This is a genomic window from Myxococcales bacterium, from assembly GCA_016706225.1.
In the GTDB taxonomy this organism is placed as follows: domain Bacteria; phylum Myxococcota_A; class Polyangia; order Polyangiales; family Polyangiaceae; genus JADJKB01.
This window is the reverse complement of record JADJKB010000025.1, coordinates 134824-160803: the sequence shown is the minus strand read 5'-3', so window position 1 is coordinate 160803 and position 25980 is coordinate 134824. Positions and strand designations below refer to the sequence as shown.

General features: G+C 67.1%; 24 protein-coding genes. 13 read left to right on the top strand and 11 right to left on the bottom strand.

The genetic code is table 11. The annotated features are described in order from the left end of the window. The first annotated feature begins 55 nt into the window (after positions 1-55). The gene (locus tag IPI67_39295) at positions 56-1921 is read left to right on the top strand and encodes an FG-GAP repeat protein (protein MBK7586219.1); all 1866 of its coding nucleotides are present in this window, start codon (positions 56-58) and stop codon (positions 1919-1921) included. A 44-nt stretch (positions 1922-1965) separates the two neighbouring features. On the opposite strand, the gene IPI67_39290 is transcribed toward IPI67_39295, so the two are convergent. Continuing rightward, positions 1966-3021 (bottom strand): SGNH/GDSL hydrolase family protein, encoded by a 1056-nt coding sequence (locus tag IPI67_39290; protein MBK7586218.1) that lies wholly within the window; start codon positions 3019-3021, stop codon positions 1966-1968. After that, positions 3011-4114 (bottom strand): SGNH/GDSL hydrolase family protein, encoded by a 1104-nt coding sequence (locus IPI67_39285; protein ID MBK7586217.1) that lies wholly within the window; start codon positions 4112-4114, stop codon positions 3011-3013. The genes IPI67_39290 and IPI67_39285 overlap by 11 nt, the downstream gene beginning before the upstream one ends. Before the next feature lie 134 nt (positions 4115-4248). Here IPI67_39285 and IPI67_39280 point away from each other — a divergent pair, with 134 nt between their 5' ends. The 5 genes from IPI67_39280 to IPI67_39260 all read left to right on the top strand — a co-directional run bounded on the left by IPI67_39280 (position 4249) and on the right by IPI67_39260 (position 8885). Next, positions 4249-4647, top strand: coding sequence for a hypothetical protein (locus tag IPI67_39280; GenBank protein MBK7586216.1), 399 nt, complete (start codon positions 4249-4251; stop codon positions 4645-4647). Between the two features lie 3 nt (positions 4648-4650). Next, positions 4651-4803 (top strand): hypothetical protein, encoded by a 153-nt coding sequence (locus IPI67_39275; protein MBK7586215.1) that lies wholly within the window; start codon positions 4651-4653, stop codon positions 4801-4803. A 10-nt stretch (positions 4804-4813) separates the two neighbouring features. Then, positions 4814-6583 carry a carbamoyltransferase gene (locus tag IPI67_39270; protein ID MBK7586214.1) on the top strand — a complete coding sequence of 590 codons (1770 nt, stop codon included), beginning with the start codon at positions 4814-4816 and terminating at the stop codon, positions 6581-6583. Between the two features lie 143 nt (positions 6584-6726). Beyond that, complete coding sequence (locus IPI67_39265; protein ID MBK7586213.1) at positions 6727-7911, top strand: hypothetical protein; 1185 nt, start codon at positions 6727-6729, stop codon at positions 7909-7911. Positions 7912-7979: 68 nt separating this feature from the next. Further along, positions 7980-8885, top strand: a complete 906-nt coding sequence (locus IPI67_39260) for an EamA family transporter (GenBank protein MBK7586212.1) — start codon at positions 7980-7982, stop codon at positions 8883-8885. A 55-nt stretch (positions 8886-8940) separates the two neighbouring features. Here IPI67_39260 and IPI67_39255 read toward each other — a convergent pair whose 3' ends face one another. From IPI67_39255 to IPI67_39235, 5 genes are all read right to left on the bottom strand, one after another. Next, complete coding sequence (locus tag IPI67_39255) at positions 8941-11175, bottom strand: NADP-dependent isocitrate dehydrogenase (protein MBK7586211.1); 2235 nt, start codon at positions 11173-11175, stop codon at positions 8941-8943. 397 nt (positions 11176-11572) lie between these two features. Beyond that, complete coding sequence (locus IPI67_39250) at positions 11573-11857, bottom strand: hypothetical protein (protein MBK7586210.1); 285 nt, start codon at positions 11855-11857, stop codon at positions 11573-11575. Between the two features lie 30 nt (positions 11858-11887). Further along, positions 11888-12223, bottom strand: coding sequence for a hypothetical protein (locus tag IPI67_39245; protein MBK7586209.1), 336 nt, complete (start codon positions 12221-12223; stop codon positions 11888-11890). Next, positions 12220-13464, bottom strand: coding sequence for a dicarboxylate/amino acid:cation symporter (locus IPI67_39240; protein ID MBK7586208.1), 1245 nt, complete (start codon positions 13462-13464; stop codon positions 12220-12222). Before IPI67_39240 ends, IPI67_39245 begins: the two co-directional genes overlap by 4 nt. A 120-nt stretch (positions 13465-13584) precedes the next feature. Next, positions 13585-14022, bottom strand: a complete 438-nt coding sequence (locus tag IPI67_39235) for a hypothetical protein (protein MBK7586207.1) — start codon at positions 14020-14022, stop codon at positions 13585-13587. Positions 14023-14232: 210 nt separating this feature from the next. Between IPI67_39235 and IPI67_39230 the strand changes: the two genes are divergently transcribed. Next, entirely contained in the window at positions 14233-14595 is a 363-nt protein-coding gene (locus IPI67_39230) for a hypothetical protein (GenBank protein ID MBK7586206.1), read from the top strand. 129 nt (positions 14596-14724) lie between these two features. Next, positions 14725-15678: a hypothetical protein gene (locus IPI67_39225; protein ID MBK7586205.1), complete on the top strand. Its 954-nt coding sequence runs from the start codon at positions 14725-14727 to the stop codon at positions 15676-15678. An 11-nt stretch (positions 15679-15689) separates the two neighbouring features. On the opposite strand, the gene IPI67_39220 is transcribed toward IPI67_39225, so the two are convergent. Further along, on the bottom strand, positions 15690-16175 hold the full coding sequence (locus IPI67_39220) for a hypothetical protein (GenBank protein MBK7586204.1): 486 nt from the start codon (positions 16173-16175) through the stop codon (positions 15690-15692). A 115-nt stretch (positions 16176-16290) separates the two neighbouring features. Further along, a complete protein-coding gene (locus tag IPI67_39215; protein MBK7586203.1) occupies positions 16291-17247 on the bottom strand; it encodes a hypothetical protein in 957 nt (318 codons plus the stop codon). A gap of 165 nt (positions 17248-17412) precedes the next feature. Between IPI67_39215 and IPI67_39210 the strand changes: the two genes are divergently transcribed. The 4 genes from IPI67_39210 (at position 17413) to IPI67_39195 (ending at position 20865) form a co-directional block, all read left to right on the top strand. Continuing rightward, positions 17413-17775: a hypothetical protein gene (locus IPI67_39210; protein ID MBK7586202.1), complete on the top strand. Its 363-nt coding sequence runs from the start codon at positions 17413-17415 to the stop codon at positions 17773-17775. 14 nt (positions 17776-17789) lie between these two features. Further along, on the top strand, positions 17790-19862 hold the full coding sequence (locus tag IPI67_39205) for an HAD-IIIC family phosphatase (GenBank protein ID MBK7586201.1): 2073 nt from the start codon (positions 17790-17792) through the stop codon (positions 19860-19862). A gap of 32 nt (positions 19863-19894) precedes the next feature. Continuing rightward, positions 19895-20113, top strand: coding sequence for a hypothetical protein (locus IPI67_39200; GenBank protein ID MBK7586200.1), 219 nt, complete (start codon positions 19895-19897; stop codon positions 20111-20113). A 104-nt stretch (positions 20114-20217) separates the two neighbouring features. Beyond that, complete coding sequence (locus tag IPI67_39195) at positions 20218-20865, top strand: YkgJ family cysteine cluster protein (protein ID MBK7586199.1); 648 nt, start codon at positions 20218-20220, stop codon at positions 20863-20865. Positions 20866-20917: 52 nt separating this feature from the next. On the opposite strand, the gene IPI67_39190 is transcribed toward IPI67_39195, so the two are convergent. Continuing rightward, positions 20918-22102 carry an adenylate/guanylate cyclase domain-containing protein gene (locus IPI67_39190; protein ID MBK7586198.1) on the bottom strand — a complete coding sequence of 395 codons (1185 nt, stop codon included), beginning with the start codon at positions 22100-22102 and terminating at the stop codon, positions 20918-20920. After that, positions 22099-22698: a pyridoxamine 5'-phosphate oxidase family protein gene (locus IPI67_39185; protein ID MBK7586197.1), complete on the bottom strand. Its 600-nt coding sequence runs from the start codon at positions 22696-22698 to the stop codon at positions 22099-22101. The genes IPI67_39190 and IPI67_39185 overlap by 4 nt, the downstream gene beginning before the upstream one ends. Before the next feature lie 339 nt (positions 22699-23037). On the opposite strand from IPI67_39185, the gene IPI67_39180 reads away from it, so the two are divergent. Beyond that, positions 23038-25878: a hypothetical protein gene (locus IPI67_39180; GenBank protein ID MBK7586196.1), complete on the top strand. Its 2841-nt coding sequence runs from the start codon at positions 23038-23040 to the stop codon at positions 25876-25878. Positions 25879-25980 lie beyond the last annotated feature (102 nt).

Sequence of the window (25980 nt, the reverse complement as noted above, 5' to 3'; positions counted from 1 at the left end):
CTCTTCCTGCGTGGATCGATGAGGTAGCCCTGCGCTTTCGTGGCATGATGCCCGCATGGGGAATCCAGGCTGGGGTGCGATTTTGGCGCTCTTGTTCGTCGCTTGCTCGAGCACCTCGACCTCGCAACTCGTCGATCCGGACGCGGGCAAGGTCTGTGGTCCCGGCGATCAACGCGCGTGCTCTTGTGGTGCCCTGGCGGGGTTCGAAAAATGTAACCCCGACGGCAAAGGCTACGGACCCTGTGCGTGTGGCACAGGCGGCACCAGCGGCGGGGGCACAGGCGGTAGTAGCGGCGGCGCTGGCGGTGGAATCGGTGGCGGGGGCGCAGGCGGAGTCAGCGGCGGCGGAGGGAGCGGCGGGATCAGCGGCGGAGGCACGGGCGGAGTCAGCGGCGGAGGGGGCACAGGCGGAGCCGGCGGCAGCGCCACGGGCGGCAGTGCCGGGAGCGGTGGAGCCGCCGGCAGCGACGCCGGCTCCGACGCATCCCTCGATGGCGCCGCGGGTTCCGACTCCGGGTCAGACGGTTCGACGGATGCCGTCGGCGAGGACGCGGCGGCGCTCGACTGTTGGGCTAGCCCAAACCCCGCCGTGCTCACCACGCTCGTAGCTCCGTCGCCGGTAACAAGCTCGCGCTTCGGCCACGTCGTGGCGCTTTCCGGCGACACACTGGCGATCGGAGCCCCGGAGCTCTCGAGCGGTGGGGCCGTCTACGTGTACCGGTGCAGCGGAGGCGCTCTGAAGCACGAGCAGACCGTCACCGGCGTCAACACGGGCGCCGGCGACAAGTTCGGCAGCGCCATCGATCTGGATGGCGATACGCTGGTTGTCGGCGCCTACGCTGAGGACGGAAGCACCAAGGGGGTTGGAGGATCGGACGACAACGGCGCGCCCGATAGCGGAGCGGCCTATGTGTTTCGCCGCTCCGGGAGCACGTGGACCCAGGAGGCGTACGTCAAGGCATCGAACGCCGAGCAGAGCGATGGGTTCGGCATCGCCGTCGCGATCAGCAGTGACACGCTGGCGGTCGGCGCATACCTGGAGGACAGCGAGGCCGTCGGAGTCGGAGGTAGTCAAACGGGAACTGCCGCTGCGAACAGCGGCGCTGCATACGTGTTCGTGCGCGCAGGCACCACCTGGAGCCAACAGGCTTACGTCAAGGCTTCCAACACAGGCGCTGATGATTGGTTCGGTGCAGCCCTCGACATCGACGGGGACACGCTGGCAGTCGGCGCGTATCGAGAGGACAGCGCGGCTGCGGGCCCCGGCGGCAATCAGAACGACAACACACTCTCGGCGAGCGGCGCAGTCTATGTGTATCGACGCAGCGGGGCAGCCTGGGCGCAAGAGGAATACCTCAAGGCCAGCAACCCGGGCTCGGACGATCGCTTCGGCCAAGCGCTGTCCCTCAGTGGCGACAGCCTGGCGATCGGCGGTTACGCCGAAGACAGCAGCTCCGTGGGGATCGGCGGCAACCAGAGTAACAACGCAGCAACGGACAGCGGCGCCGTCTACGTCATGCTCCGGACCGGCACGACGTGGAGTCAGCAGGCTTACATCAAGGCTTCGAACACCGGCGTCGACGATTGGTTCGGTTTGCGTGTTGCGCTCGACGGCGACGCCTTGGCGGTGGGAGCCATTCAGGAGGATGGCATTGGCACCGGCATTGGCGCCGCACCGAACGACGGCAGCGCCAACACGGGAGCAGCGTACGTATTTTCGCGCAGCGGTGGCGTTTGGTCTCAAAAGGCCTACGTCAAACCGCCCGCCGCAGCGGCCGGGGACACTTTTGGCAGCGGGCTCGCCATCTCGGGGTCCAGGCTCGTAGTTGGTGCGCCGCTGAATGACGGCGCCTCGGCGGACGGAGGCTCACCGGACTTCGGCGCCGCCTTCGCCTACGCGCTGACTGGCCTCGTGCCGTAGCGCACGCGCTGTCCGAACCGATCGCGATGCGCGACGCGCTTCGCTCACCGCTGTAGCCACCCGAGCTCATGCAGACGCTCGCTCACGGCCTGAGCTGCCCGTGCGTGCCCCTCGGCGTTCGGGTGGTAAGGGTCCGGCTTCGTGAGCCTCCAGGCGTCGAGCGTGCGGTCGCGCTGGAACGCGGGAGTCAGATCGAGAAACGGGATCTTCGCCTCGGACAGCAGGCGTCGGAAGAGCTCGAGCTCGATCTGGGGTCGCTCGGCGAAGAACGGAAAAAGCACGGCCATCAGCCGCATGCCCTTGCCCGAGGCGTGCGCCGCGAGCTGCGCGAGGCCGCGGCGCTGGTCCGGGGTCGCCTCGACCAGCCGCGTGCCATACACGTCGTCGCGGTCCGGACGCTTCAGCGCGTGATCGATGGTCCACAGCACACGGCTCCCCGCGAAGCGACCGAACGTGCGCTCGCGGCAATCGAAGCTGATGGCTTCGTAGCGCGACCAGTGCTGGTCCTCGCTCGAGCCGTGAGTCTTCAGGACTTCGAAGACGTTGGGCGTGGGGCAGACGGCGAGCTTTGGCATTGCGCCATTGCTCTCCCGGTCGTGGAGATACAGCACCTCGGCGTCGTTGGGGCACATCTGCAACAGGAGGACGTCCGCTTCGAGCCCCGACAAGTCTGCGGTCAGGTACGCGACCTCGTGCGCGGTGTTGTAACCCCCGACTCCGACCGGAACGGCCTCGACCTTCGCCAGAGTCCCGAGGTCGTCCACCCAGTTGTGATAACCCGCGAGGTTCCACAGCTCGGTGAGGGAGTCGCCCAGCGCAACCACCCGGACGCGGTCCGACCGCTTCAGTGAGAAGTGCCGGGGGCCGTCCGCCGTGTCGAGTCGGAGAGCATCCCCCTCGACGCGCATGCGTTCCAGCCGGTACGGGATCGGACTCGCCGGGAGCAGCTCCCCGAGGCCAGCCCCGGGTGTGCGCACCAGACGATTGACCTGGCTCACGTAACGCGGAACTCGCTGCGCCACGACGAGCTCGCCCGCGCCCCACGCGACGAGCAGCGAGAAGAATACGAGTAGAGCGCGGCGCCGAGTCTCAGGGGACATCGGGCTCGCTCCCGGGCGGCGGAAAGAGCGCCGGGTACCGCTCACGGAGCACGAGCTCCAAGGCATCCGCCACGCGCTGACTCCCAGCGGCATTCCAGTGGCGATTGCCCTTGAAGTAGAAGCGCGAGTGCGTGTCGACGGGGAACAGGTCGTAGAGGCTGATGTGGGCGATCGCTTGGGCTTCGAGGCGGGCGTACAGCGGGCGTAACTCCTCCTTCTGGTACTGCTCGGTGAAGCCTGGATAGGGGTAGGTCACGACCAGGAAGGGCACGCTCGAGGCGCGCAGCTTGGCCGCCATGGCCTCGATGTCCCCTGCGCTCCGCGCACGCAGCTCCGCGAAGGATGGAAAACTCGCCGCGCCGTCCGCGCCTGCGTCTCGGGCGTCCGCAACTCCGCCGTCTGCGTTGTGCCTCCACGCCTGCGCGATGACCTGCTCTCGGAGCTTCCAGAACTCCTCCATGTCTCCGTCGCCGCGAAAGTTCCCGCCCGGCCCCTCGAGCCTGCGGTAGACCTCGTTGTCGTAGAAATCCGAGTCGTCGAAGAACAAGACCAGCAGATCTGGCGAGAATCCCGGCAGCTGTTGCTCCACGATCCGAAGCTGGACGTAGCTCGCCCACGAGACAGCGGCCACGTTCCAGACCTCGTACTTGCGACTGCCCGCGGCGTTGAGCTTGGTCTCTAGGCGCTCGTAGAAGGTCTCCTCGTGACGCACTCCCAACCCGTACACGAACGAGTCGCCCAACAAAACCACGCGGGTGACGCCCGCGGGCTTCTGGACGGTGTATTCGTCGTTCCGGAAGCCGAGGGAGTTGATCGCGATGTCCACCTGGTATTCCGAAGATGACACCGAGCCGTTTACGATGAACTTCTGGTCGACAAAACGATCACAGGGAGAGTTGACGTGGTGGTAGCGGGTCGCATCGCCGAGGGCGAAGGGGTCCGGCGTGCAGGGTGTGACGAGTGCGCGGGTCGCCGTCGAGTACTGCGCGCGCTGCCACACCTTGCGCCCGAGGTAGACGATCAAGCCGCAGACGACCAGCGCGTACGCCGCCAGAGCAACACGCTTCGCGGCTGGGTTCGTGGCGAATCCCATGGCAGGACACGCCAGTGTAGACGGCCTCGGCGCGGCGCGGCGGGACATTGCCCCCGCGGACGCCCGGCGCTCGGTCGGTGCGTGGAGTGCGGCATTTGACATCCGCGGTGGGCACGACGGACCATTGCTCCGCCGTGCCGGACCGCCGAAAGCTGCCCTCGGATCGCGCCTCCGGGGCCACGCTCGCGCTCGTGCTGAGCGTGCTCGCGCTGGCGCCGCGCCTCCGGGGGCAAGCTGTCCGAGCCTGGCTACTCGGCGTCGGCGGCCTCGTGCTCGTCCTCGCGTTGGCTCGCCCGAGCTTGCTCCGGCCGATCAATCGCGCGGTTCGCGCCATCGGCCACGCCATCGGCTTCGTCGTGCAGCAGGTGACGCTGTGTGTCCTGTTCTTTTTGGTGCTGACGCCAATCGGCTGGGTAGCGCGGCGGCTCGGGCGCGACACGATGGGGGGTCTGTTTCGGGCCCAAGTGCCGAGTTACTGGCTGAAGCGACCCGACCGCGGCCCGCTGGCCGTCGACCTGCGAAAGCCGTACTGACTCATGCTCGAGTTCATCAAGGACTTCTGGGGATTCCTGCGCATGCGCAAGAAGTTCTGGCTCCTGCCCATGCTGGTGATCTTCGGCTTGCTGGCGGTGCTCACGTTTCTCGCCGAGACCACCGCGGCAGGCCCGTTCATCTACACCATATTCTGAAGGGGACAGCGTGCGCGCCCTCGGGATCTCTGCTTTCTATCACGACAGCGCTGCCGCTCTCGTTGTCGACGGTCGAGTCCTGGCGGCCGTGCAAGAAGAGCGGTTCACGCGCAAGAGACACGACGCTTGCTTTCCGGAGCAGTCCATCCGTTGGGTGCTCGAGCATTCCGGCACTCGGCTCCGCGACGTCGAACACGTGGCATTCTACGAGAAACCGTTCATCAGGTTCGAGCGGCTGCTGGAGACGTACCTTCAGTTCGCTCCCCGTGGTTTCGGCTCTTTTCGCGCCGCTCTCCCCGTCTGGCTGCGCGACAAGCTGTTTCAAAAACAGGAGCTGAGCTCGCGTCTGCGGGAAATCGACGAGGGCTTCGACCCGAGCCGTCTTCTGTTCGCCGAGCACCACCGGAGCCACGCGGCCAGCGCTTTCTTCGTGTCGCCCTTCGAAGAAGCGGCCGTGCTGACCATGGATGGCGTCGGCGAGTGGGCGACGACCACGCTGGGCGCAGGACGCGGCAACCAGCTGTCTCTGACCCACGAGATCCACTTCCCACATTCGCTCGGGCTCCTGTACAGCGCGTTCACCGCCTACGCTGGGTTCCGGGTCAACTCGGGCGAGTACAAACTCATGGGGCTCGCGCCTTCGGGAACCCCCAAGTACGCAGAGCTCATCTACGAGCATCTGATCGACCTGAAGGATGACGGCTCGTTTCGCCTGAACCTTCGCTACTTCGACTACTGCACGGGCCTCAGCATGACGAACGAGTCGTTCCACCGCCTGTTCGGCGGCCCACCTCGCAAACCCGAAGACCCACTGCGGGAGCGCGACGCCGATCTCGCGGCGTCGGTCCAGGCCGTCGTCGACGAGGCCGTGCTGCGCCTGGCCCGGGCCGCCCAGCGCGAGACCGGGCTGGATAGCCTGTGCCTGGCCGGTGGTGTCGCGCTCAACTGCGTTGCGAACGGCAAGCTGTTGCGCAGGGGTCCGTTTCGCTCGCTCTTCATCCAACCCGCCGCCGGGGACGCGGGGGGTGCACTCGGTGCGGCACTGACCGCGTACCATGGGATGGGCGGCGCACGCGCGTGTGATGGGGTCACGGACGGCATGGGCGGAGCTCTCTTGGGCCCCGCGTACTCCCAAGACGAGATCGAAGCTCGCCTGCGAGCAGTGGGCGCGTGTTTCGAGGTCCTCGACGAGGAGGCCCTCGTGCTGGCGTGTGCGGCGCGGCTCGATGACGGCGCGGCCCTGGGTTGGTTCCAAGGCAGAATGGAGTTCGGACCGCGGGCGTTGGGCGCCAGATCCATCCTTTGTGATCCGCGCCGCCCGGACGCCAAGGACACCCTCAACGCGAAGATCAAGCTGAGGGAGTCGTTTCGCCCCTTCGCGCCGGCGGTCTTGTGCGAGCGCACCGCAGAGTGGTTCGACCTCGCGGGCGACAGCCCATACATGTTGCTCGTGGCGAAAGTCGCGGCCTCGCGGCTCGGGCAGATCCCCGCCGTGACTCACGTGGACGGCTCAGCGCGCATCCAGAGCGTGGGGGCTGACGCGGAGCCGCGATTTCGCCGACTGCTTCAGGCATTCGAGCAGCGCACGTCGTGCCCGATCCTGGTCAACACGAGCTTCAACGTGCGAGGTGAGCCCATCGTTCGAACACCCGAAGAGGCGTTCCGTTGTTTCATGGGCACGGAGCTCGATTGTCTGGCGGTCGGCTGCTGTTTGCTGGACAAGGACAAACAAACCGTCGAGCGCGACGCGCTGCACGGGGCGCGCTTCGACGCGGACTGATTCGCCGCTCGGTCGCAGCATCGTCTCCGCGTTGACCCTGGCGGCCAGTCCATTGACCGCACTGACCACTTCGCACGTACGCGCTTGCACCGCGGTGCGGCAGCGCTCAGCCTGGGCGCAGACCTCGAACGAGGCGGAGGATCATGACCCCGAGAAACTACTTCGAGCACAGAGTGTGGAGCTCGCGAACACTGAGCATCGTTTGTCTTTCGCTGCTTGTGACGGCCTGCAGTGGCACTGACGATGACGCTACCGCGGGCGGCAGCGGAGGCGCGGTGGCTTCCGGCGGAAGCGGAGCCGCGGCAACCGGTGGCAGCGGCGGCGCCTCGGGCTGCGTCGCCGGCGAGAATCGGCTCTGCGACTGCGCACCCGGTGAGACCGGCTTCCAGGAGTGCGGGCCCAGCGGCGCGTGGGGCGCATGCACAGATTGTGTGCCGAGCGGCACCGGCGGCTCGAGCGGTTCCGGGGGCGCAGGCGGTGCGAGCGGCTCGGGAGGCGCAGGCGGTGCGAGCGGTGGCGGTGGTGCGAGCGGCGCAGGCGGCGGCAAAGGCGCTCCACTGCCGGATCTGTCCGTGTACAGCGGCCTCAGCTGTTCGACCGGCTGTTGTTTCAACGGGACCGATGCCAGTGCGCGCAAGGACTACGATGAGTTCTTCGCCGCGCAGGGATTCCCGGCCAGCGAGGCCGAGCTCTGGACGGGGACCTCGACGATGCAGCCTAGCTTCGTGGACCAGGTGAAATTCGAGATCCTTCCGGCGACACTGTCCAACGACGACTACCACCAGCTCTACAGCTTCTTGCCGCAGATCAGCGTGGGCGGGCAGAGCTACACCCGGAAGGCGGGGGCGAACCAGAGCCTGTTCGCCGGGTTCAGCACCAACTTGGACAAGTGGCGCTATTTCAACGTGAGCGACTTCACGCCTGCGGTCGCGACCCACTACAGCCGCACGGCCACGTCCGACGTGATGGCGCGGCAGTTCATCTATCAGCTGAAGTGCAACCCCGCGTACAAACAGGCGCTGATGGCGTGTCCGGACTGCGCCGACGCGTTCACGGCATTCTCCAAACACGACATTGGTCGAGTGTTCGAGCTGAGGATCGCGCGGGTCGCCGGCTCGAGCTTCGAGCTCTCGAAACCCCTGAAGGTGATCGCAACGGACGTCTCTGGTTCACTCGCGTCCCACTCTCAGGAGCCGATCAACAACTACGGCAAGATCGGCAGCACGACCCACCGGGCCATCTGGCGGGCCGAGCTCAGCTACAAGCTGGCTGAGCTCGCGAAACACATCGGGGGTCCGACGCCGATCGTGGTGCGCGCGGTGAAGTGAATCAGATCACGGGGGCGTGGCCATGCCAGCAGCCTTGGTGATAGGCTGCCGGCGGCGGCGCAGCGCGCATGGCAGCTCCCAATCGTTGGCTCACCGGCGTGCTCGTGGCGCTGCTGTGCGCCATCTGGGGCAGCACCTGGTTGGTGATCCGCGGCGGGCTCCACGATCTGCCGCCCTTCACCTCGGCGGCCGCCCGCTTCTGGCTCGCAGCCGCGCTCATGTCGGTCGTCGCGCGACCTCTTGCCCGTCGCGAGGGAGGAGCGCGGCCGCGCGCCTGGCTGTGGCTCGCGTCGGGCCTGCTGAACTTCGGCACCTCCTACGGCATCGTGTACTTCTGCGAGACCCGCCTGCCGTCGGGTCTGGTCGCCGTGCTGTGGGGCGTGTTTCCCATCTTGATGGCCCTCTCGGCACACTGGTTCCTCCCCAGCGAGCGTCTGCGCTCCGGAACTTGGATGGGCATCCTCCTGGGATTTGCCGGGCTCTTTGTGCTCTTTCAGAACGACGTCCGAGCCCTGGGGGCTGGTGCAACCTCCGCGGCTCTGCTGCTGTTCGTGAGCCCTGTCGTCTCCGTGGTGGGGACGACCGTGATCAAGAAGTACGGCGCCGGGACCAGCTCCGTCCTGACCAACAGAAACGCGATGTTCGTCGGGGCGGCGGTGCTCTCGGGCCTCGCGCTGACCCTGGAACGCGACGCTTCACCGCGCTGGACCGCCGCGGCTGTCGGCAGTGTCGTCTACCTCGCGGTGGCGGGTACCGCCGTGACCTTCGGTGTCTACTTCTGGCTCTTGCGCTACGCCGACGCGCACAAGCTGGGCTTGATTGCCTATGTCACCCCGGCAATCGCGCTCACCCTCGGCTGGTCGGTGGGCGGTGAGCCGCTCCGCTCGTCTACGCTGATCGGAACGGGCCTCGTGCTCTTGGCGGTCGTGCTCGTGGTGCGCCCGGCGCGGAAGCGGACCGGGCGCACCGTGTAGCTCGATCCTCTGCTCGTGGTCGGAGGCGACTCAGCTTCAGGCTCTGCGCGCGGTCTTACGCGATGCCGTCGATGATCGCGTTGAGGGTGGGACTCGGACGCATGGCGTTGCCGGTCTTGACCGGATCCGGCTGGTAGTAGCCGCCCATGTCGACGGGCTTGCCCTGGGCGCCGACGAGCTCGGAGTTGATCTTCTCCTCGCTGTCCTTCAGCACCTTGGCCACCGGGGCGAAGCGATCCTTGAGCGCCGCGTCCTTGGACTGCGCGGCCAGCGCCTCGGCCCAGTACATGGCCAGATAGAAGTGGCTGCCGCGGTTGTCGATCTGGCCCACCTTGCGTGCCGGCGACTTGTTGTTGTCCAGGAACTTGGCGATGGCCTGGTCGAGCGCCTCGGAGAGCACGGCGGCCTTCGCGTTCTTGGTCGTCGCCGCGATGTGCTCGAGCGACGCGCCCAGCGCAGAGAACTCTCCCAGTGAGTCCCAGCGCAAGTAGCCCTCACTCTGGAACTGCTGGACGTGTTTGGGAGCCGAGCCGCCGGCGCCGGTCTCGAACAGACCCCCACCCGCGAGCAGGGGCACGATGGAGAGCATCTTGGCGGAGGTGCCGATCTCGAGGATCGGGAAGAGATCGGTCAGGTAGTCGCGGAGCACGTTGCCGGTGACCGAGACCGTGTCCTGCCCCTTGCGGATGCGCTCGAGCGAGTACTTCATGGCCTCGACCGGCTCCAGGATCTTCAGCGTGAGCCCGTTCGTGTCGTGCTCGGAGAGGTACTTCTCCACTTTGGCGATCACTTGTCGGTCGTGAGCGCGCTGTTTGTCGAGCCAGAAGACTGCCGGTGAGCCGGTGGCGCGGGCGCGCGAGACGGCGAGCTTGACCCAGTCGCGGACGGGCACGTCCTTGGTCTGGCACATGCGGAAGAGATCGCCCGTCTCGACGCTCTGCTCGAGCAGCGTCGCACCGGTGGCGTCGTTCACCACACGGATGCTGCCCGCGGCCGACGCAACGAAGGTCTTGTCGTGCGAACCGTACTCCTCGGCCTGCTGGGCCATCAGCCCGACGTTGGGGACGTCACCCATGGTGGCCGGGTCGAACGCGCCATTGCGCCGGCAGTCATCGAGGATCTCTCGGTAGATGCCGGCATAACTCCGGTCAGGGATCATCGCCTTGGTCTCGGCGAGTTTCCCGTCCGGTCCCCACATACAGCCCGAGTCCCGCACCACGACCGGCATCGAGGCATCCACGATGATGTCGTTCGGGGCGTGCAAGTTGGTGATGCCCTTGTCAGAGTCGACCATCGCGAGCGCCGGACGCTCGGGGTAGACCGCCTGAATGTCGGCCTCGATCTCGCCGCGCTTTTCCGCGGGCAAGATCTGGATCTTCTTGTAGAGGTCGCCAAGCCCGAGGTTGGGATTCACCCCGGCCTCCTGGAGCGCGGCCGCATGTTTGTCGAAGACGTCGGCGAAGAAGACGCTGACCGCGTGGCCGAACAGCACGGGATCGGAGACCTTCATCATGGTCGCCTTGAGGTGGAGCGAGAGCAGGACCCCCTGCGCCTTGGCATCGGCGATCTCGTCCGCATAAAACTTGCGGAGCGCCTTCACGCTCATCTTGCTCGAGTCGATGATCTCGCCGCCGAGGAGCGGGGCCTTCTGCTTCAGGACCGTCACTTTGCCCGACGCTTCGACGAGCTCGATGCGGTAGTCGAGCGCTTCGGCGAGGGTGATTGAAGTCTCGTTGCCGAACCAATCGCCCTCACTCATGTGGGCGACGTGAGACTTTGACTCCGGTTTCCACGCGCCGAGCCTGTGCGGGTGTTTCTTCGAGAACGCCTTCACCGCAGGTGGCGGGCGGCGGTCCGAGTTGCCCTCGCGAAGCACCGGGTTCACGGCACTGCCCAGGCACTTCGCGTAGCGGGTCTGGACGGCCTTCTCGGCGTCGTCTTTGGGCGCTTCGGGATACTCGGGCACGTCGTATCCGTGAGCCCGAAGCTCCGCGATCGCCGCCTTCAGCTGCGGGATGGAGGCCGAGATGTTGGGCAGCTTGATGATGTTCGCTTCGGGGGTCTTGCTGAGCTCACCAAGCTGCGCCAAGCAGTCGGGGACTTTCTGCTCCGGCTTCAGCTTGTCCGGGAAGTTGGCGAGAATGCGTCCCGCCAAGGAGATGTCGCGGGTCTCGACCTCGACTCCGGTGCCCTTCACGAAGCCCTGCACGATGGGCAGGAGCGAGTAGGTCGCGAGCGCGGGCGCCTCGTCGATTTGCGTCCAGATGATCTTCGACGTTTGGGTGGTCATGCCGTCTCCTTGTGGTCCTTCGGCCTGTTTGGCGAATTCCTGCGCCAGTCGCGCTCGGGTTCTCGGTTGGGCGCCGAGCAGCGGGCGCTCCGCGGCGTCTAGCCTGGCCGACGCCCTTCTACATCACCTAGCCGGGCTTGAGCAGGCCCTTCTCGACCACCGCTCCGTGACCGGCGACGGAGGGATGAGGGCCGCACCGCTTTTCTGGCGCAATCGAGCTTGGGCGACTGTCACCGCTCGCGGCAGCGCGGTCCGGGCTGCGGCTGCGGTTTTCGCAGAGACGGCCACGGCTGCGGGGTTCTGCTCGCGCCGCGCACCGGCGGCGGGGCTCGCCTCGCACGCGCCCGTGATTCAGCATGTCCGCGAGCGCAGCGAGTGGGGGACCCGACTCACTCCCTCAGCCGTCGGTGAGCTCGAACAACGTCAGATAGTCACCCCTCGACCACCAGGGTTCGGCTAGCCCCGGGTGGGCGCGCCGGAATGCGCCTTCTTCCCCGCCGCCGTGCACAAGACCGAGCGTCGGGTACGGCGCCAGAACCAGGTAGCTCGTGTGGTCACCTTCGAGGTGGACCACGTCGAGCATGCTGCCGACGATGACGAGGAACAGCAGCGTCGGGCCCCAGACCAAACCCGCCGGGCGCAGCTGCTCCATGAAGTGACCAAACGTCTCGACCGTGAGCATGCATTCCAGAGACGGCGCCACGCGGGCGGCTCAGCGCCGGTAGAGCTTCCGCACGCTCCCGCTGCCGTCGGCCTCGATGCTGGTGAAAAAAACAGCGTTGGCATCGATCGCCACTCCCATGACCGAAAACGGGTTGGACTCCAGCAGCGCTTTCGGACCACTGCCGAAGACCGCGCCACGCAGGGATTCTCCGGGCGACTGCCGCATGACCCAGAACACACTCTCGGAGTCGGCCGCGATGCCTTCCACCGAGCCGGGCGTGGCATGCACGAGCTCGGCGCCGCCGCCGCTGCTCGGGGCGCGGTACACGCTCCCGACTTGAGAAATTTCGCTGGCGGACCAGTACCCCGGCGGACCAGCCGTCACGTTGCCGGTTCGACCTCACCCTTGGCGACGTACACCGCCGCCGCCAGATCTCCCGTCACGTTCAGCGTGGTGCGGCACATGTCGAGGAAGCGGTCGACGCCCAAGATCAAGCCGATGCCCTCGACCGGGATCCTCAGCATGCCGAGGATCATCATGATCACGGGCAGCGAGCCGGCCGGCACACCCGCCGTGCCGATGCCCGCCAAGATGCAGACCCCGACCACCAGCACCTGTTGACCGAAGCTGAGCGGCACGCCGTACACCTGCGCCAGGAAGAGCACCGTGACACCCTCGAACAGGGCCGTGCCGTTCTGATTCATGCTGCTGCCCGCCGTCAGCACGAAGCGGCTGACGTGTCGGGGCAACTTCAGGTTGTGTTCCGCCACTTCGAGCGCCGCGGGCAGCGACGCGTTGCTGGATGCCGTCGAGAAAGCGGTGACCATGGCCAGGCGAATGGAGCGAAAGAAATGGAGCGGCTTCATGCCGCCGAAGAACCGCACGCTGATCGAGTACACCACGAACATGTGGAGGCCGAGACCGAGCAGCACCACGACCACGTAGAGCGCGATGATGCGCAGCAAGTCGAGCCCGAGGCGAGACGTAGCAGTGAACATCAACGCGGCGACGCCGAGCGGCGCTAGCCGCAAGACCCCGTTGATGATGCGCATGCTCACGTCGAACAGACCGCTGATGGCCTCCTTGAGCCGCTCAGCGCCCTCGGTCTTGGTGAGCGCCAGACCGGCGCCAAAGATCAGCGAGAACGCGATGACCGCGAGCATGTCGCCGTTCGCTGCGGCGGCGACGACGTTGGACGGGATGAGGTTCACCAGCAGCGCCACCGGCGACGTGTCGGTCGGAGCGCCGGCGGCCTTCAGCGAGGCGATCTGCGCGCCGAGATCGAGCCCCTCGGTGGAGACTCCGCGCCCGGGACCGATGACGTTCACCAGCGTGATGCCGATGGTCACGGCGATGGCCGACACCACGATCGTGTAGCCCATCATGCGTCCGCCGAGCCGGCCCAGGTGCTGCATGTCCAGATCGGCCACACCAAGCACCAGCGCGGAGAACAGGATCGGAATGATCAGCATGAACAGGAGCCGGAGAAAGATCTGCCCCACTGGCACCGCCGTGTAGTCGGTGAAGAGCGCAACCCAACGCGCGTCTCGCGCGAAGGCATTGACCGCCAGGCCTCCGGCCGCGCCGGCGACCAGGCCGACCAGCATCGCGCGGTGGTTCGTCACCGGCCCATCTAACGTGGATCCGAGCGAGACGGAAAGCCCGGCCGTTCAACGAAACCCGATCGCGAGTCTCAGGGCGGCGTCGTTCGCAGCCACAACCGCCCGTCTGGCCGTAGTCATCCCTCAGGTCGCGCTGCACGGCGCGCCCGATGGGCAGCAGTATCCGTACTCGGGAGGAAGTGTTGCGGTGATCTGACAGGTCATGCCAGTGGGGCAGCCGCCATCCGGGGGGTGGCACACGATGAGCTGCGCGTCGGAGTCACACGTCTGCTGGCACTGAGCAACCTGATTGAAGCTCCCGTCCAGCATCGACAACTTGGTGACACAACAAAACGCGCCGGGACAGTCCGCAGCGTCGTCGCAGTGAAACGCAAACCCGGTGCACGGCACACCGGCCTTCACACAACTCGAGGCGCAGCAGTACTCCGGAGCCGCGCACTCTTGTGTGGGGTTGGAGACACTGCCACAACTCACACTGCCGAGCGCACCGCCGCCGCCCCCGGCCGACCCGCCGCCACCCACCGCTCGTCGAGCCGCCGCTGCCGCCGCTCGTCGCGCCACCGCTGCCCGTCTTGCCAGCGCCGGTCTCACCACCACAAGCCAAGACCACGAGCAACGGCGAACCGACCCACAACCGTCGTGCGACCCGCTGTCCTGTGCTCATCGTCCGATCCCCGGGCTCGAGTTCCGCCGGCCAACTTAGCCCGAATCGCGGCGCTCGGCACGGGATGGAACACGACCCGACCTCGATCCAGGCTCGCGCTCTTTACGGTGCACACCGCAGAGGACGAGCTGCACGTGCTCGCCCGGATGGGAACCGGGCCCGTGCTCGAGGTTGCAGCCAGCGTCCCGCACATCTTCGATCGCTTCGTGAAGCTGGTCGCCGTGCTGCAGCTCGCACCCACCTCGCAGCTACGGCTGTGGGTCGACGACGTGCTCGTGGGCAGCGCGCGCGGCGGGTCTTCGCCAGTGGCTCGGCTGGTGGGACGCCAGACAATAGGCGCCGGGGTGCTCGGCCGGCATCGCTCCGCCTTGTTCCTGAGGGAGTTGATCCTGGTCGGGAGCCCCATCGGCTCCGAATCCCTGGCCGTCGTGTCACGCCGCTTCGACCGCCACACCCGTGGAGCACGCTGAGCTCACGCGTGGCAGTCTTGGCGGTGGAAACGCGACAGCACCGCCCCGGCCGCGCGCTCAGTGAAGAACGCTCACGATGGCAAGCGCTGGGCGCTGCCGGCTGCGCGCCGAATCGGCTATCCTCGGAGCGTGCGCACCTTCCCGCTCCTCGCCCTCTGCTTGCTTGCGCCCGGTATCGCTGCGTGTTCGTCCGACGACGACGGCGGCGGCGTGAGCGGTGGTGGCGGAGCCGACGGCAGTGCAACGGGCGGCGGCGCCGGCAGCGGCGCGGGCGGCGCGGCGTCCGGGGGCACGAGCGGGAGCGGTGGCTCGGGCGGCACGGCGTCCGGAGGCGTCAGCGGTGGCGGCGGAAGCAGCGGCGCGGGCGGGACGGCGATCGGTGGAACGGGCGGAAGCTCGGGTGCAGGAGGAAGCGGCGGCTCGACCGGCGGCGCTTCCGGCTGGCCGGCGCCGAGCGCGTGCGAAGAAGGCACCACGTCGCAGCAGTGCGGAGAGGGTGTGGCGGAAGCAAGCTGTCCCGATCAGGTCACCTTCTTCGACCGAACGCTGAAGGACACGGCGACGACCTACTGGGAGCTGCCAAAACCCAAGGCTGGCTTTCGCATGGCCGACAAGTTCGCGCAGGGCAACGCGTACCTGCGCCTCGAGGTCCTCAACAAACCGACGAACATCGAGATCTTCCCGCAGGTGTGCGCGTGGCGCTGGGACCCGAAGGTCGAGTGCAAGGATCGCTGGAAGGTGTTCGCCGAGACCTGCAGCTCCCAGAATGACTTCAGCTACACGCAGACGGGCGTGAGCTACGTCGCGCTCGGCTCGCCAGCAAAGTGGTGGCAGAAAGCGACGCCTGCGTGGAGCTACGCTCTACCCTGGGACGCCCTCCGGATCCTCCAGAAGGCAGTCCAGAACGGGAACAAGTACCTGTTGCAAGACGCAGGCTGCGGGACCGCTTGCTGGCCCGTCGCGGGCGGCGCGGCGGCCCACATGCCGATCGACATGCGGGGGGAGCTCGTGCTGGTGGCCCAGGGCAAGACGCTGAAGACGCCAGCTCACTGGACGGGCTGCACCGCGAGCTTCTGCAAGTGAGGTCGAGATTGCTAGCGAACGTGGACTCGTTTGCGGGTGGAGCGGAGCGCTGCGGCAGACGCAGCCAGCACCGCGAGCAGCAGCCCGCGCACTGGGGGCGCCGTCGGGCGATGAGTTCGGCAACTGCACCCGCCATCGTCGGCGCTTTCAGCCTTCGCGGGTGCCCCGCCCGAGCCCGTCGCCCCGCCAGTTCCACTGGCGCCGCCGCTGCCCGGCGCTCCGCCGCTCGGGGGCGGCGCGTCCGTGTACTCGAACGCACCGACGTCGGGCTTGTCGTCCCGGACGACGCCGTCGTGATCGTCGCTGACGCTGAAGCTCGACAGCACGAGTCCCACATCACGAGCCGGGGAGCTCGGCTGGAGGCGATACAGGTCGGTCGTTGGATCTTCGAACAACGCCTCGGCGACGCTCCCGAGCTCGAGGTTACCCGCGTCCGTCGCGTCGACGTCCCCACCGATGCCGTACTTGTCAGCGGAAGCGACAAACAGGTTGTTCACCACCGCGTTCCCCTTTGTCAGGTTGCCGAAGAGGCGGAGACCCGCGCCCCCCGAGCGCACGACGGTGTTGTGGATGAAGGCGTAACTCGCCCCCCCGATCGCGCTGAGCTTCTGATCATTGCCGTAGATCCCGTCCCTCTGCGAAGTCCACGATCAAATTGTTGGCTACCCAGGTTGCCGCGGCGCCCAGGACGAAGATCCCGATGGTGGGGCCGCCGATCAGCGTGTTGTCGTAGACCTTGCACGCGGAGGCGCCCCCGATCTGAATACCGCGGGTCTGCACCGAGTCGGTGGCTGTCTTGCCCACACCGCGGATCAGGTTGGCGTAGACCTCACAGTTCTTGGGAGTGACGCCCACCTGCAAGCCGTCCCAGCCCGTGTTCTCGATGCGATTGTCGTGCAGGTACACGCCATCGTGCTCGTGTGGGTACAAGATCGTCTCGACGCCATTGCAGTCGAACTTGCGCCCGCCGTAACCCGTGCTGCCGACGTAGAACCCCTCCCCGCCGGTGTCGTGCACATAGGTGTGATGCACACGCGTGTTCTTCTGGACAAACTTGCCCAGGTTGGCCGTGCCGTCGCAGCGCGACTCGGTCTTGAGGATGAAGCCGGCAAATCCCGTATGGTGGACCTCCAGGCGATCGATCTCGTAGTCGGTGGAGAGACCGCCCACGGGAACGCCGGAGGCAGAGTAGTCCGGTCCCGTGCGGGTGGCGCTTACGTCGAAGCCGTACGCGTAGGCCGGGTCACCGGTTCCAGTCAGGTGGAAGTGCTCGCAGCGGTTGACGAGCAGCCCATAGCCCTTGTCCGTATTCGCGATCTCGACGCGCCCGCCGCAGTTCTTGATGGTGATGGGCGCGACCTCGGTCCCCACCAGGTCCTCCAAGATCAAGAACGGCCGCTTGCCTGCCTCGATGCACACCACCTCGCCTGGCTTCACGCCCAGCGTGCTGCCGCTCACGCTGGTCTGGCTGGCGGGAATGGAGTGGTCACACCCGCAATCCGCGCCTTGCGCCCGGAGCGGGACGAGAAGTGCCAGCAGGCAGAAGGCAGCGGAGCGTCGCCTGAACATGCAACACATTTATCGCGGCGCCGCCGCAGCTACAACCGCGCGTCTGGGCGCGGTCTTCCCGCAGCGGGTCAGGTTGCGCTGCACGGCGCGCCCGATTCCGTCAGCAAGGCCCTCGTCGCATGGCGGCGGTTGAAGCGCGGACACATTGCGCCTAGGCTTCCTCTCATGAAGTCCAGCGGCGTGAAGATTTCGAGGCGCAGCTCGCTGGCAGCTGCCAGCGGGCTCTTGATGATCGGTTCCGGTCTTGGTGCTGTGCTCGTGGCCAAGCGGGCCAACGCAGCGCAGGGAGTGAAGTTCGCCATCAAGATCCACAAGCAGGTCGGCAACAAGAAAAAGCTGATCGCGACGCTGGACCTGCCGGACGAGTTGGTCGAGAAGCTGGCAGCAGCCGGCGACGGTAGCGTCAGGCTGATGGTCGAGCGCGGAACGGCGAAGGAGCGCAAGGTGCTCGGCGAAAAAGAAATCGAAGAGGCGCCGAAGCTGAGGGCCGCCGCCAAGAACGCCAAGAACAAGGCGAAGCAGAAGTAGTTGGGCCTCCGGCGTTGGCCTCGCTGAAGCCGAGCCTGCGGCTGAGCTCGTTCGCCGTGGTCCTGCCGCTCGGCGGAGACCGAGCGTTCGCGGGACACGCGGTCAGCGGGCGCTCGCTCATCTGTGATGGCGCGATCGGGCGCGTGCTCCAAGCGCTCGGCACTCCGTGTACCCTCGCCGACCTCGAGCACGAGCTCGGCGACGACGAGCTTTTCGCCGACGCGCCGGACTCCATCGGGCGCATCATCAGTGAGCTCCGAGCGCGCGGGCTCGTCACCGAGAGCGCGCCCGAAGAGGAGCTGGAACAGACCCGGGAGCGGGTCCGGCACTTGGACGGGGCCCGCGCCGAAATGCGCGCGTTGTTTGCTCCCGTCGAGCGCATGGCGAGCGCTCCCCCCGCGCTGCAGCGACGCGCGGTGGTGCTCGGCTGGTGCACCGCCGAGGCGCTCGTGCCTGCACTGCGGGAGGAGGGCCGCACGCGAGGGATCGCGCTCGATGTGCAGTCCGGATTCGAAAATGACGCGGCGCTCGCTCACCGCCACGACGCTGACTTCACCGTTTTGGTCCTCGGCAACTTCCGTCTCCTCGCGCCGCTCTTCGCCTTCGGCGGGGAGGACACCACCGGCGACACGCTGAAGCGCGCAATAGCCGAATGCGAGCGGACGATTCGGGACGCTGCTGCGCACACCCGCGGCACACTATTGGTGCTGGGATTGGTGGCGCCTCAGGCAGAGCCTCTCGGTCTCCTGGGCGCGTTGTCCGAGCACAGCTTCGCGGATCGAGTCTTCGAGCTGAACCGATCGATCCGCAGCGTGGTGCGGGCGCTCCCCAGCGCGCTCTATCTCGACCTCGACCGCCTGCTCGCAGGTGCCGGCAAGGCGAGCTTGTTCGACGACATGCTTGCGCCCTGGGCGCACGCAGGAGTAGCCAGCGGCGCCGGCAATCCGGAGTATCATCGCATTGTCGCTCACGCTTGCTTCGACGCTTTGGAGGCAGCGACCGGAACGAACGCGATCCGTTGCGTCGCGGTGGACCTCGACGGCGTGCTGTGGCCCGGCGAGATTGCGGATCCGGATTTCCAATTCGACGACGAGCTGCGCTCGACGTCCTTGCTCTACGGTGTGCATGGCGGCATCCACGAGGCGCTGCGTGCGCTGCGCGGGCGCGGCATCACCCTCGCCGTCGTGAGCAAGAACGTGAAACAGAGTGTGCTCGAAAAATGGCGCAGCGTGACCAGCGGCGCGCTGGGCTCGGCGTCCCACCTGCTCCACCCCGATGACTTCGCCCTGCTCGAGATTGGCTGGGACAACAAGAGCCAAGTGCTCCGGAAGCTGTCCGCCGAGCTCGGCGTGGCTCCGGCAGCCATCGCCTTCATCGACGACAGCCCGCTCGAACGCGCCGAAGTGCAGCATATGCTGCCACAGGTGTGGGTGCTCGACGCACCCATTGAACGCATGCGTGAGACCCTGCTCCGGTCGCCGCGCTTTGAGGTGCTGGAGCGGAGCGCCGAAGCACGCACTCGCGCCCAGACGACGCGCGCTCGCATCGAGCGAGATCGTGCGCTGGTCTCTGCTGAGAACCGCGGCGTGTTCCTCGAGAGGCTCCGGGTGCGTTGTACGCTGCGCGCGGCACGCGAGCCGACGGAGCTCGATCGCGTGTGCGAGCTGGTAGCGCGCACAAATCAGTTCCGCACGACCGGGGAGCGTTTCTCCCGACGCGAGCTCGACGCCCTGACCCGAGCCGCCGAGACGACGATTCTGTCGCTGTACGTAGCTGATCGCTTCGCCGACTACGGCTTGGTGGGTGCTGCGATCGTCGAGCGCGGCGAGCTGCGCCTGCTCGCGCTGAGCTGCCGCGTGATCGGTGCCGAGGTACATCAGGTGTTGTTCCGCGCGGCACTCACAGCATGCCGTGCCGTGCAAGACGGCGCCGACGTCGTCGTGCGCTTCAGCGAAACTCCGCACAACGCACCAGCGCGGCGCCTGTTCGACGGCAGCGGATGGATCTCGACGAAAGCGGGCTACGAGCTTTCGGCCGCCGCGCCGCTCCCCGACGATCCGGCTCACTGTTTCGTGGTCCACGCTTGACCGTGGGTGGGCCGACCGCTAGCGTTTGATGCATGAGCGTCTCCCTCACCTGGCACAAGCTGTCGCTGGTCCAAACCGTCAAGGCTTCGGATGGGACGCTGTCGAGCTACAAACTGGGAAGTGTCACGGTGAGCCCCACAGTCGCCACCCAGTTCAAAGGCTCGACCATCGAGTTCGAGTTCGTGCACACCGACGCCGAAGCGACGAACGCGGAACCCGTCTCCCTCACCAAGATCCTGATCGGCCTCTGACGGCAAGCGCCACCCTCCGCTCGTGGGTTCGGCTCAAGATCGACGGCGCGCCGGTCGATTTCGAGATCGTAGTGCCGGCGGCGCCGACACGCCTTCACGTCTTGATGCCGGTCCTGCGCGGACTCGCGAGTCAGATGGCGGACATTGGCAGCGCTCGCGCCGAGCAGGGCGGCAAGACGATTTCATGCCGCAAGGGCTGCGGCGCATGCTGCCGACAGCCGGTTCCGATCAGCGAATCGGAGGCGCTCGCGCTGGCTCGGCTGGTCAGCGACCTGCCCGAGCCGAGGCAGAGTGAGGTGCGGGCGCGCTTCAGCGCCGCGCTCGAACGGGTTGTCTCCTCTGCACTATTCGGGAGGCTCCGACAACCGGCCGAGATGAGCAACGCGGACTTGGCCCTACTCAGCCGAAGCTACTTCCAGCTCGGAGTCGCGTGTCCGTTCCTCGACGACGAGTCCTGCTCGATTCACGCCGAGCGCCCGCTGGCGTGCCGCGAGTTTCTCGTCACCTCGGCGCCAGAGCACTGCGCCGCACCCTCGGATGAAACAGTGGAGCGCGTCCCGCTTCCGGCTCAGACCTTCCGCGCCGTGCGGGCCGTGGATGCGCGCGCGACGTCGTCGGCCGGCTGGACGACGTTGATCTTTGCGCTCGAGCACGCCGCTACGGCTGCGGACCCACCTGAGCGGCCCGGTCTCGAGTGGCTGCGAGAGGTGTTCGCGGAGCTCGCTGGTACTCAGGGCCGTTTCGTTGACTAGCCGCGCGACTGAACCAGCGAGAGTGGAGCTCGTGCGGGACCGACGGGTCAGGTCATGGCAGCTGCGGCCCGTGGGCACGCGTCGTGAAAACCTCCCGCGGCTCCGTCACTCCGCGCAGGGTGTGGTGCCCAAGCGAGATCAGAGCGTCACTGCCGAGCGCCGCAGCGAAGACGTCCGTCATCAGGAGCGGGCAGCTGAGCGGCTTGCACAGCGCCTCGACCCGGCAGAGCTCGTTCACGGCTCCACCGATCACCGTGAAATCCAGGCGCCCGCGCCCACCAACGTTACCGTACATGACCGCTCCAACGTGCAAGCCGACACCAATCGCAAGCGCGGGTCGGGTGCTGTCCGCGCTCGACCAAGCGCGGACGGCGTCGAGCACTTCCTCTGCTGCAGCCAGCGCCCGGCGGCAGGGCTCGCGCGCGTCGCTCCCGGCGGGGAACACCGCCAGCACGGCATCGCCGATGAACTTGAGGATCTCGCCGCCCTCGCGCTCGATGGGCGCGGCCACGAGCTCGAAATAGGCGTCGAGCACCGCCACGACCTCGCGCGGCGGCAGGCGGTCGCTCAGCTCGGTGAAGCCGCGCAGGTCGCAGAACCACATCGCTGCCCGGTGTTCGACTCCAGTGCCGCGCCGGAATTGCCCCGCCAAGACCCGACTCGCAGCGTTGGCGCCCAGGTAGACCTCGAGCAGCGATCGCGTCGCGAAGCTCGCCCGGGCCAGCTGAAAGTGCAGCGACAGCAGCGGTCCTAGCGCAAGCAGAGCGTCAGCCTGCCCCGGCGCAAATCCGCCGCTCCGATCGCAGGCGAAGGCGATCCAGGGCGGGCGTTCGCCGCCGGGCTCGAGCGAGAGAATGAAGTAGTTGGTGGCGCCCGCCGCGGCCAGTTCGCGCAGCAGCGCGAACGGGATCTGCTCGCGTTGTCTGTCCAGGCGGCAGCGTAGCGAGGCGATCTGATCGCGGTGAATCACCTCGTTTGGAGTTCCTACGTAATTGGACGTCGCGGTCACATCGTGATCCCGCCGTATGACCTGGCACTCGCCGCCGCGAGTCCAGAGCAGCTGATTTCCCCAGAGCTCCGGGTGCAGCGTGGGGATCCATGCGCTCACTCGGAAAATGGCGAAGCCCCGTTGGTTCAGCTGCGCGGCGAGCCCGGCGACGAACGCCTCGGGCTCGAGCTTGCCGGCCGAGGCGTGCAGCAGCCACTCGGCGACTTCCGGTGCCCCGAGCTCGCTCACCTGCGGTCCTTCGCCGGGAGTGCGTCTGCGAAGCGCGGATCGTCCTTCCACGCCGGTCGCGGAGCCGGCTCGCCGGCCCGCGGGACATGGGGCGAAGGGGCCAGCTTCTCCATCTGGTGCACGTAGCGCGGGCAGTTCGGGAACACGCGCTCGATGTCCACTCGCGCGACGAGGGCTGCGCCCGGCATGCTCTCCAGGAGCGGGTCGTCGAACCCGAGGCGCGCGCGGCCGTGGATGCGCAGCCGGGCGGGGCGCGTCCAGTCGATGAACAGGAGCGCGACTTCGCTCCGGACCTGGACGTTGCCGAGCGAGCGAAACTGACCGTTGCCATCGTAGTCGGGCCAGGCGAGCTCTGTGGGCGAGAGCACCCGCACGAAGCCGGGGGCGCCACCCTTGTACGAGCAATCCGGAAAGCCGCTCGCGTCTGCCGTGGCGAGGAAGAACATGTCCGCAGCGCTCACCAGCGCCGCGTCGCCCTCCCCGAGCGCGCTTCTGTACGTCAACTGTTCCAGGCGATCGGCGATGCGTCGTGTATCGAAGCGATCCTGGAGCCCCCGACTCCCCCCGTGGTAGCTGGACATTCTCCCGCCAATCATACGCGCGCCTCGCCCTCGCGCGCTACGCGTGACGCCCGGGCACGGGATCGCCAGCTCGAAGGGACGGAGTTCGTCGCGGGTAGCTGGCAAGGGGTAGCAGTCCCGACTCGCTGGAACATGCCGGCTTCGGGGTCGGGGTACGGCGTCCGCCGGGTGCGCATCACGGGGCCCACCCAGGACGCAAAGGTCGAGCACATGAAGCTCCGGCTCGTTGGCGGGAAGGCCGTCGACGCCGAGTGTCAGAGACCTCCTATCAGGAGCCCGGGGCGGGCGCCGCATCTCGCCTTTGTGCCGCACTCCGGCTAACGTGTGTGCGGGTTTCTACTCGGGTGGTGGGCGATGAAGCGGGTCGGCGCTCTCTTGGCGGTGGGCTTTGGTTTTCTGACGGCTGGTGCTTGTAGCAGCGACGATGCGGGAGAGCTGAGGCGCGCGAAGCTCGCCGAAGGTTGTCTGGTCAACTCGGACTGTTCGCAGACGCCGGAGCCGCTGGTGTGTGCGTTCCAGCGCTGTCACGTGAAGTGCAACACGGACGCGGACTGCGAGAAGGGTCTGCGCTGCATGCTCGCCGACAAACCGGTGCACGTCTGCCAGCTACCGGACGAGCTGCCGAGCCCACCGTGCAAGTACAGCAGTGAGTGCCCCGGTGAGCAGGTGTGTGGCGTCGATGGAGAGTGCCGCGACGCCTGCAAGACGGACAAGGACTGCGTCTCGCAACAACTCTGCGTGAGCTCGACGTGTGCGTCGAAGGAGGAGCTCACGAATGGTCAGCTCGAGCCGCAGCCCGGCGTCGATGGCGGAACCAAGGAGTGCGAGTACAACTCCGAATGCCCTGCGGACCAGGTCTGCCGTCCGCAGGGCACGTGCGGTCTCGAGTGCAAAGGCGTCAAGGACTGCGCGACCGGCCAGAACTGCGTGGGGAGCAAATGCGTGTCCAAGGGTGGACCCGCCACGCTGCCGGACCACTGCAAGAACGCCCTGAAGGACGGCGACGAGAGTGGCATCGACTGCGGCGGCAGCTGCTACCCGTGCCCGACCGGCGGCGACTGCACCAAGAAAGAGGACTGCACGAGTCAGAGCTGCGCCGCGAGCAAGTGCCAGGAGCCAACCTGTGGCGACGGCGTGCGCAATGGCAGTGAGACGGGCACCGATTGCGGTGGCCCGAGCTGCACGGCGTGTCCCGCGGCCCAGACCTGCAACGTTCCGGCGGATTGCAGCGCTGGGATCTGCAAGTCCGGAACGTGCGTGGATGCAAGCTGCGCCGACGGCCAGCAGAACGGCGACGAGACCGACATCGACTGCGGCGGCGGCACCTGCCCGGCCTGCGACGGCGCGAACAAGGGCTGCGTCATCGGCGGCGACTGCACCAGCGGCGTCTGCACGGCGTACTCCTGCGCGCTGCCGACCTGCACCGACGGCCTGAAGAACGGCAAGGAGACTGCGCAAGACTGCGGCGGAGCCGAGTGCAAGCCGTGCAGCGCGGGAAAGGGCTGCGCGCAGGCCGGCGATTGCGTGAGCAAGGTCTGCATGACCGGAACCTGCGTCGCCGCAACCTGCACTGACACCGTCAAGAACGGCAACGAGACCGACACTGACTGCGGCGGTTCGGACTGCGACAAGTGTGCAAGTGGCAAAGCCTGTGTTCAAGCCACCGACTGCAGCGCCGGCGGCTGCGTCGGCAACGTGTGCAAGGCCACCTTCAAGCTAACGATCACGCCGGCGGGCACCGGCGCAGGCACGGTCAAGTCCGACGTCGGCGGCGTCGACTGCGGCGCCACGTGCAGCGCCGACATCCTCGACGGCACGAGTGTGGTGCTCACGGCTACCGCGGCGTCGACCTCGACGTTCACGAGCTGGGCCGGCGGCGGCTGCACCGGCACGGGCACGTGCTCGCTCACGTTGACTGCGGACACGACGCTGACGGCGAGCTTCGGAGGAGTGGCTCCCGGGGGTGTGGTGCTGACGAAACCACTGGGGAACGCCTATTCCACGGCGTACCCGGGAGGAACGGACGCCGCAGGCAACTACTATTTCCACGGCGTGTTCAACGGGTCTCACGACTTCGGGGGCGGACCGGTGAGCGCGAACGCCTACGACGGCTTCATCGCAAAGTACTCCCCGAGCGGCGCGTGGCTCTGGTCGCGCAAGCTCGGAGGCGCGGGCGAGGAGACCGTAGAACGAATGGTCATCGAGCCAAGCGGGGACGTTGTACTCATTGGGCGCGGAACGGCGGCCACTGGCCTCGACTTCGGAGGCGCACCCACGAGCTGCAACGCGGGTGGCCTCATCTTGGGCAGGTACGCCGGGGCAGATGGCGCGCACAAATGGTCGAAGTGCGTGGGGTCGGGTGTCGACACGGTAACCAGTGCAGTGCTCGACGGGAGCGGCAACGTCGTGGTTGCGGGCACGCTCGCCAACGGGACGACCGACTTCGGCACGGGGCCGCTCAGCGCTCAAGGCACGGACATGTTCGTCGCATCGTTCGCGCTTTCGAACGGAGCAGCCGTCGCCGCCAAGGACTTCGGCGGCGCGTCGGACGACCGGACCTTCGAGCTCGCACGCGCCGCGGATGGCAGTTTCGCGCTGGTCGGAGAGTGCACGGGCAACGTCGACTTTGGCAGCGGGATCGTGACGACGGGCAAGGGCGGCACGGACCTCTGCGTCGCGAAGCTGAGCTCGGCGTGGGTTCCAGCCTGGGTGCGGCAGCTCGGTGACCTCGGAGCGGACACGGGCTACTCGGCAGCCTTTGCGCCAAGCGGGAAGCTGGTGGTCACTGGGGTCTTCAACGGGCAGGTCGATTTCGACACCGGTACGGTGGACGTGGCCAAGGGAGGCGGCGACATCGTGCTCGCCCAGATAAACCCCACGACCGGCGCCATCGAGTGGCACAAGGTGTACGGCACCACAGCCGTCGAACGAGCCTCGCATCTCGCCATTGCAGCCAACGGTGACATTGTCCTGGTGGGAGGCTTGGAGGCCCCGCTCGGCTTCGGGGGCCCGCAGGTGCCGGCGGGTCTGTTCTGTGTGAAGCTGTCGTCAACTGCGGCCTTCGTCTGGAGCTCTGCCTTCTACGCGCCGCCGAGCGGCGCGTCCCTCGCCGTCGGCCTCACCCCGAGCGGTGGGGTGATGCTCGGGACGCAGAACGGCGGAGTCGGAGCGGAGGGTCTCATCCTCGCGCCATGACGCTGCGCCCTCACCCGCACCTACTCCATCTCCTCGACTCGTGAGCTTTCGCGAGCCGGTAATTCAAGTGGGTTTTCGCCGCTCATGACGATCGCGATCTGA

What these genes read in the sequence shown, in the direction of transcription:
- IPI67_39295 (MBK7586219.1), top strand. Translation starts at nt 56, where the DNA reads ATGGGGAATCCAGGCTGGGGTGCGATTTTGGCGCTCTTGTTCGTCGCT.
- IPI67_39290 (MBK7586218.1), bottom strand. Translation starts at nt 3,021, where the DNA reads ATGTCCCCTGAGACTCGGCGCCGCGCTCTACTCGTATTCTTCTCGCTG.
- IPI67_39285 (MBK7586217.1), bottom strand. Translation starts at nt 4,114, where the DNA reads ATGGGATTCGCCACGAACCCAGCCGCGAAGCGTGTTGCTCTGGCGGCG.
- IPI67_39275 (MBK7586215.1), top strand. Translation starts at nt 4,651, where the DNA reads ATGCTCGAGTTCATCAAGGACTTCTGGGGATTCCTGCGCATGCGCAAG.
- IPI67_39265 (MBK7586213.1), top strand. Translation starts at nt 6,727, where the DNA reads ATGACCCCGAGAAACTACTTCGAGCACAGAGTGTGGAGCTCGCGAACA.
- IPI67_39260 (MBK7586212.1), top strand. Translation starts at nt 7,980, where the DNA reads ATGGCAGCTCCCAATCGTTGGCTCACCGGCGTGCTCGTGGCGCTGCTG.
- IPI67_39255 (MBK7586211.1), bottom strand. Translation starts at nt 11,175, where the DNA reads ATGACCACCCAAACGTCGAAGATCATCTGGACGCAAATCGACGAGGCG.
- IPI67_39250 (MBK7586210.1), bottom strand. Translation starts at nt 11,857, where the DNA reads ATGCTCACGGTCGAGACGTTTGGTCACTTCATGGAGCAGCTGCGCCCG.
- IPI67_39215 (MBK7586203.1), bottom strand. Translation starts at nt 17,247, where the DNA reads ATGTTCAGGCGACGCTCCGCTGCCTTCTGCCTGCTGGCACTTCTCGTC.
- IPI67_39210 (MBK7586202.1), top strand. Translation starts at nt 17,413, where the DNA reads ATGAAGTCCAGCGGCGTGAAGATTTCGAGGCGCAGCTCGCTGGCAGCT.
- IPI67_39200 (MBK7586200.1), top strand. Translation starts at nt 19,895, where the DNA reads ATGAGCGTCTCCCTCACCTGGCACAAGCTGTCGCTGGTCCAAACCGTC.
- IPI67_39195 (MBK7586199.1), top strand. Translation starts at nt 20,218, where the DNA reads ATGCCGGTCCTGCGCGGACTCGCGAGTCAGATGGCGGACATTGGCAGC.
- IPI67_39185 (MBK7586197.1), bottom strand. Translation starts at nt 22,698, where the DNA reads ATGATTGGCGGGAGAATGTCCAGCTACCACGGGGGGAGTCGGGGGCTC.
- IPI67_39180 (MBK7586196.1), top strand. Translation starts at nt 23,038, where the DNA reads ATGAAGCGGGTCGGCGCTCTCTTGGCGGTGGGCTTTGGTTTTCTGACG.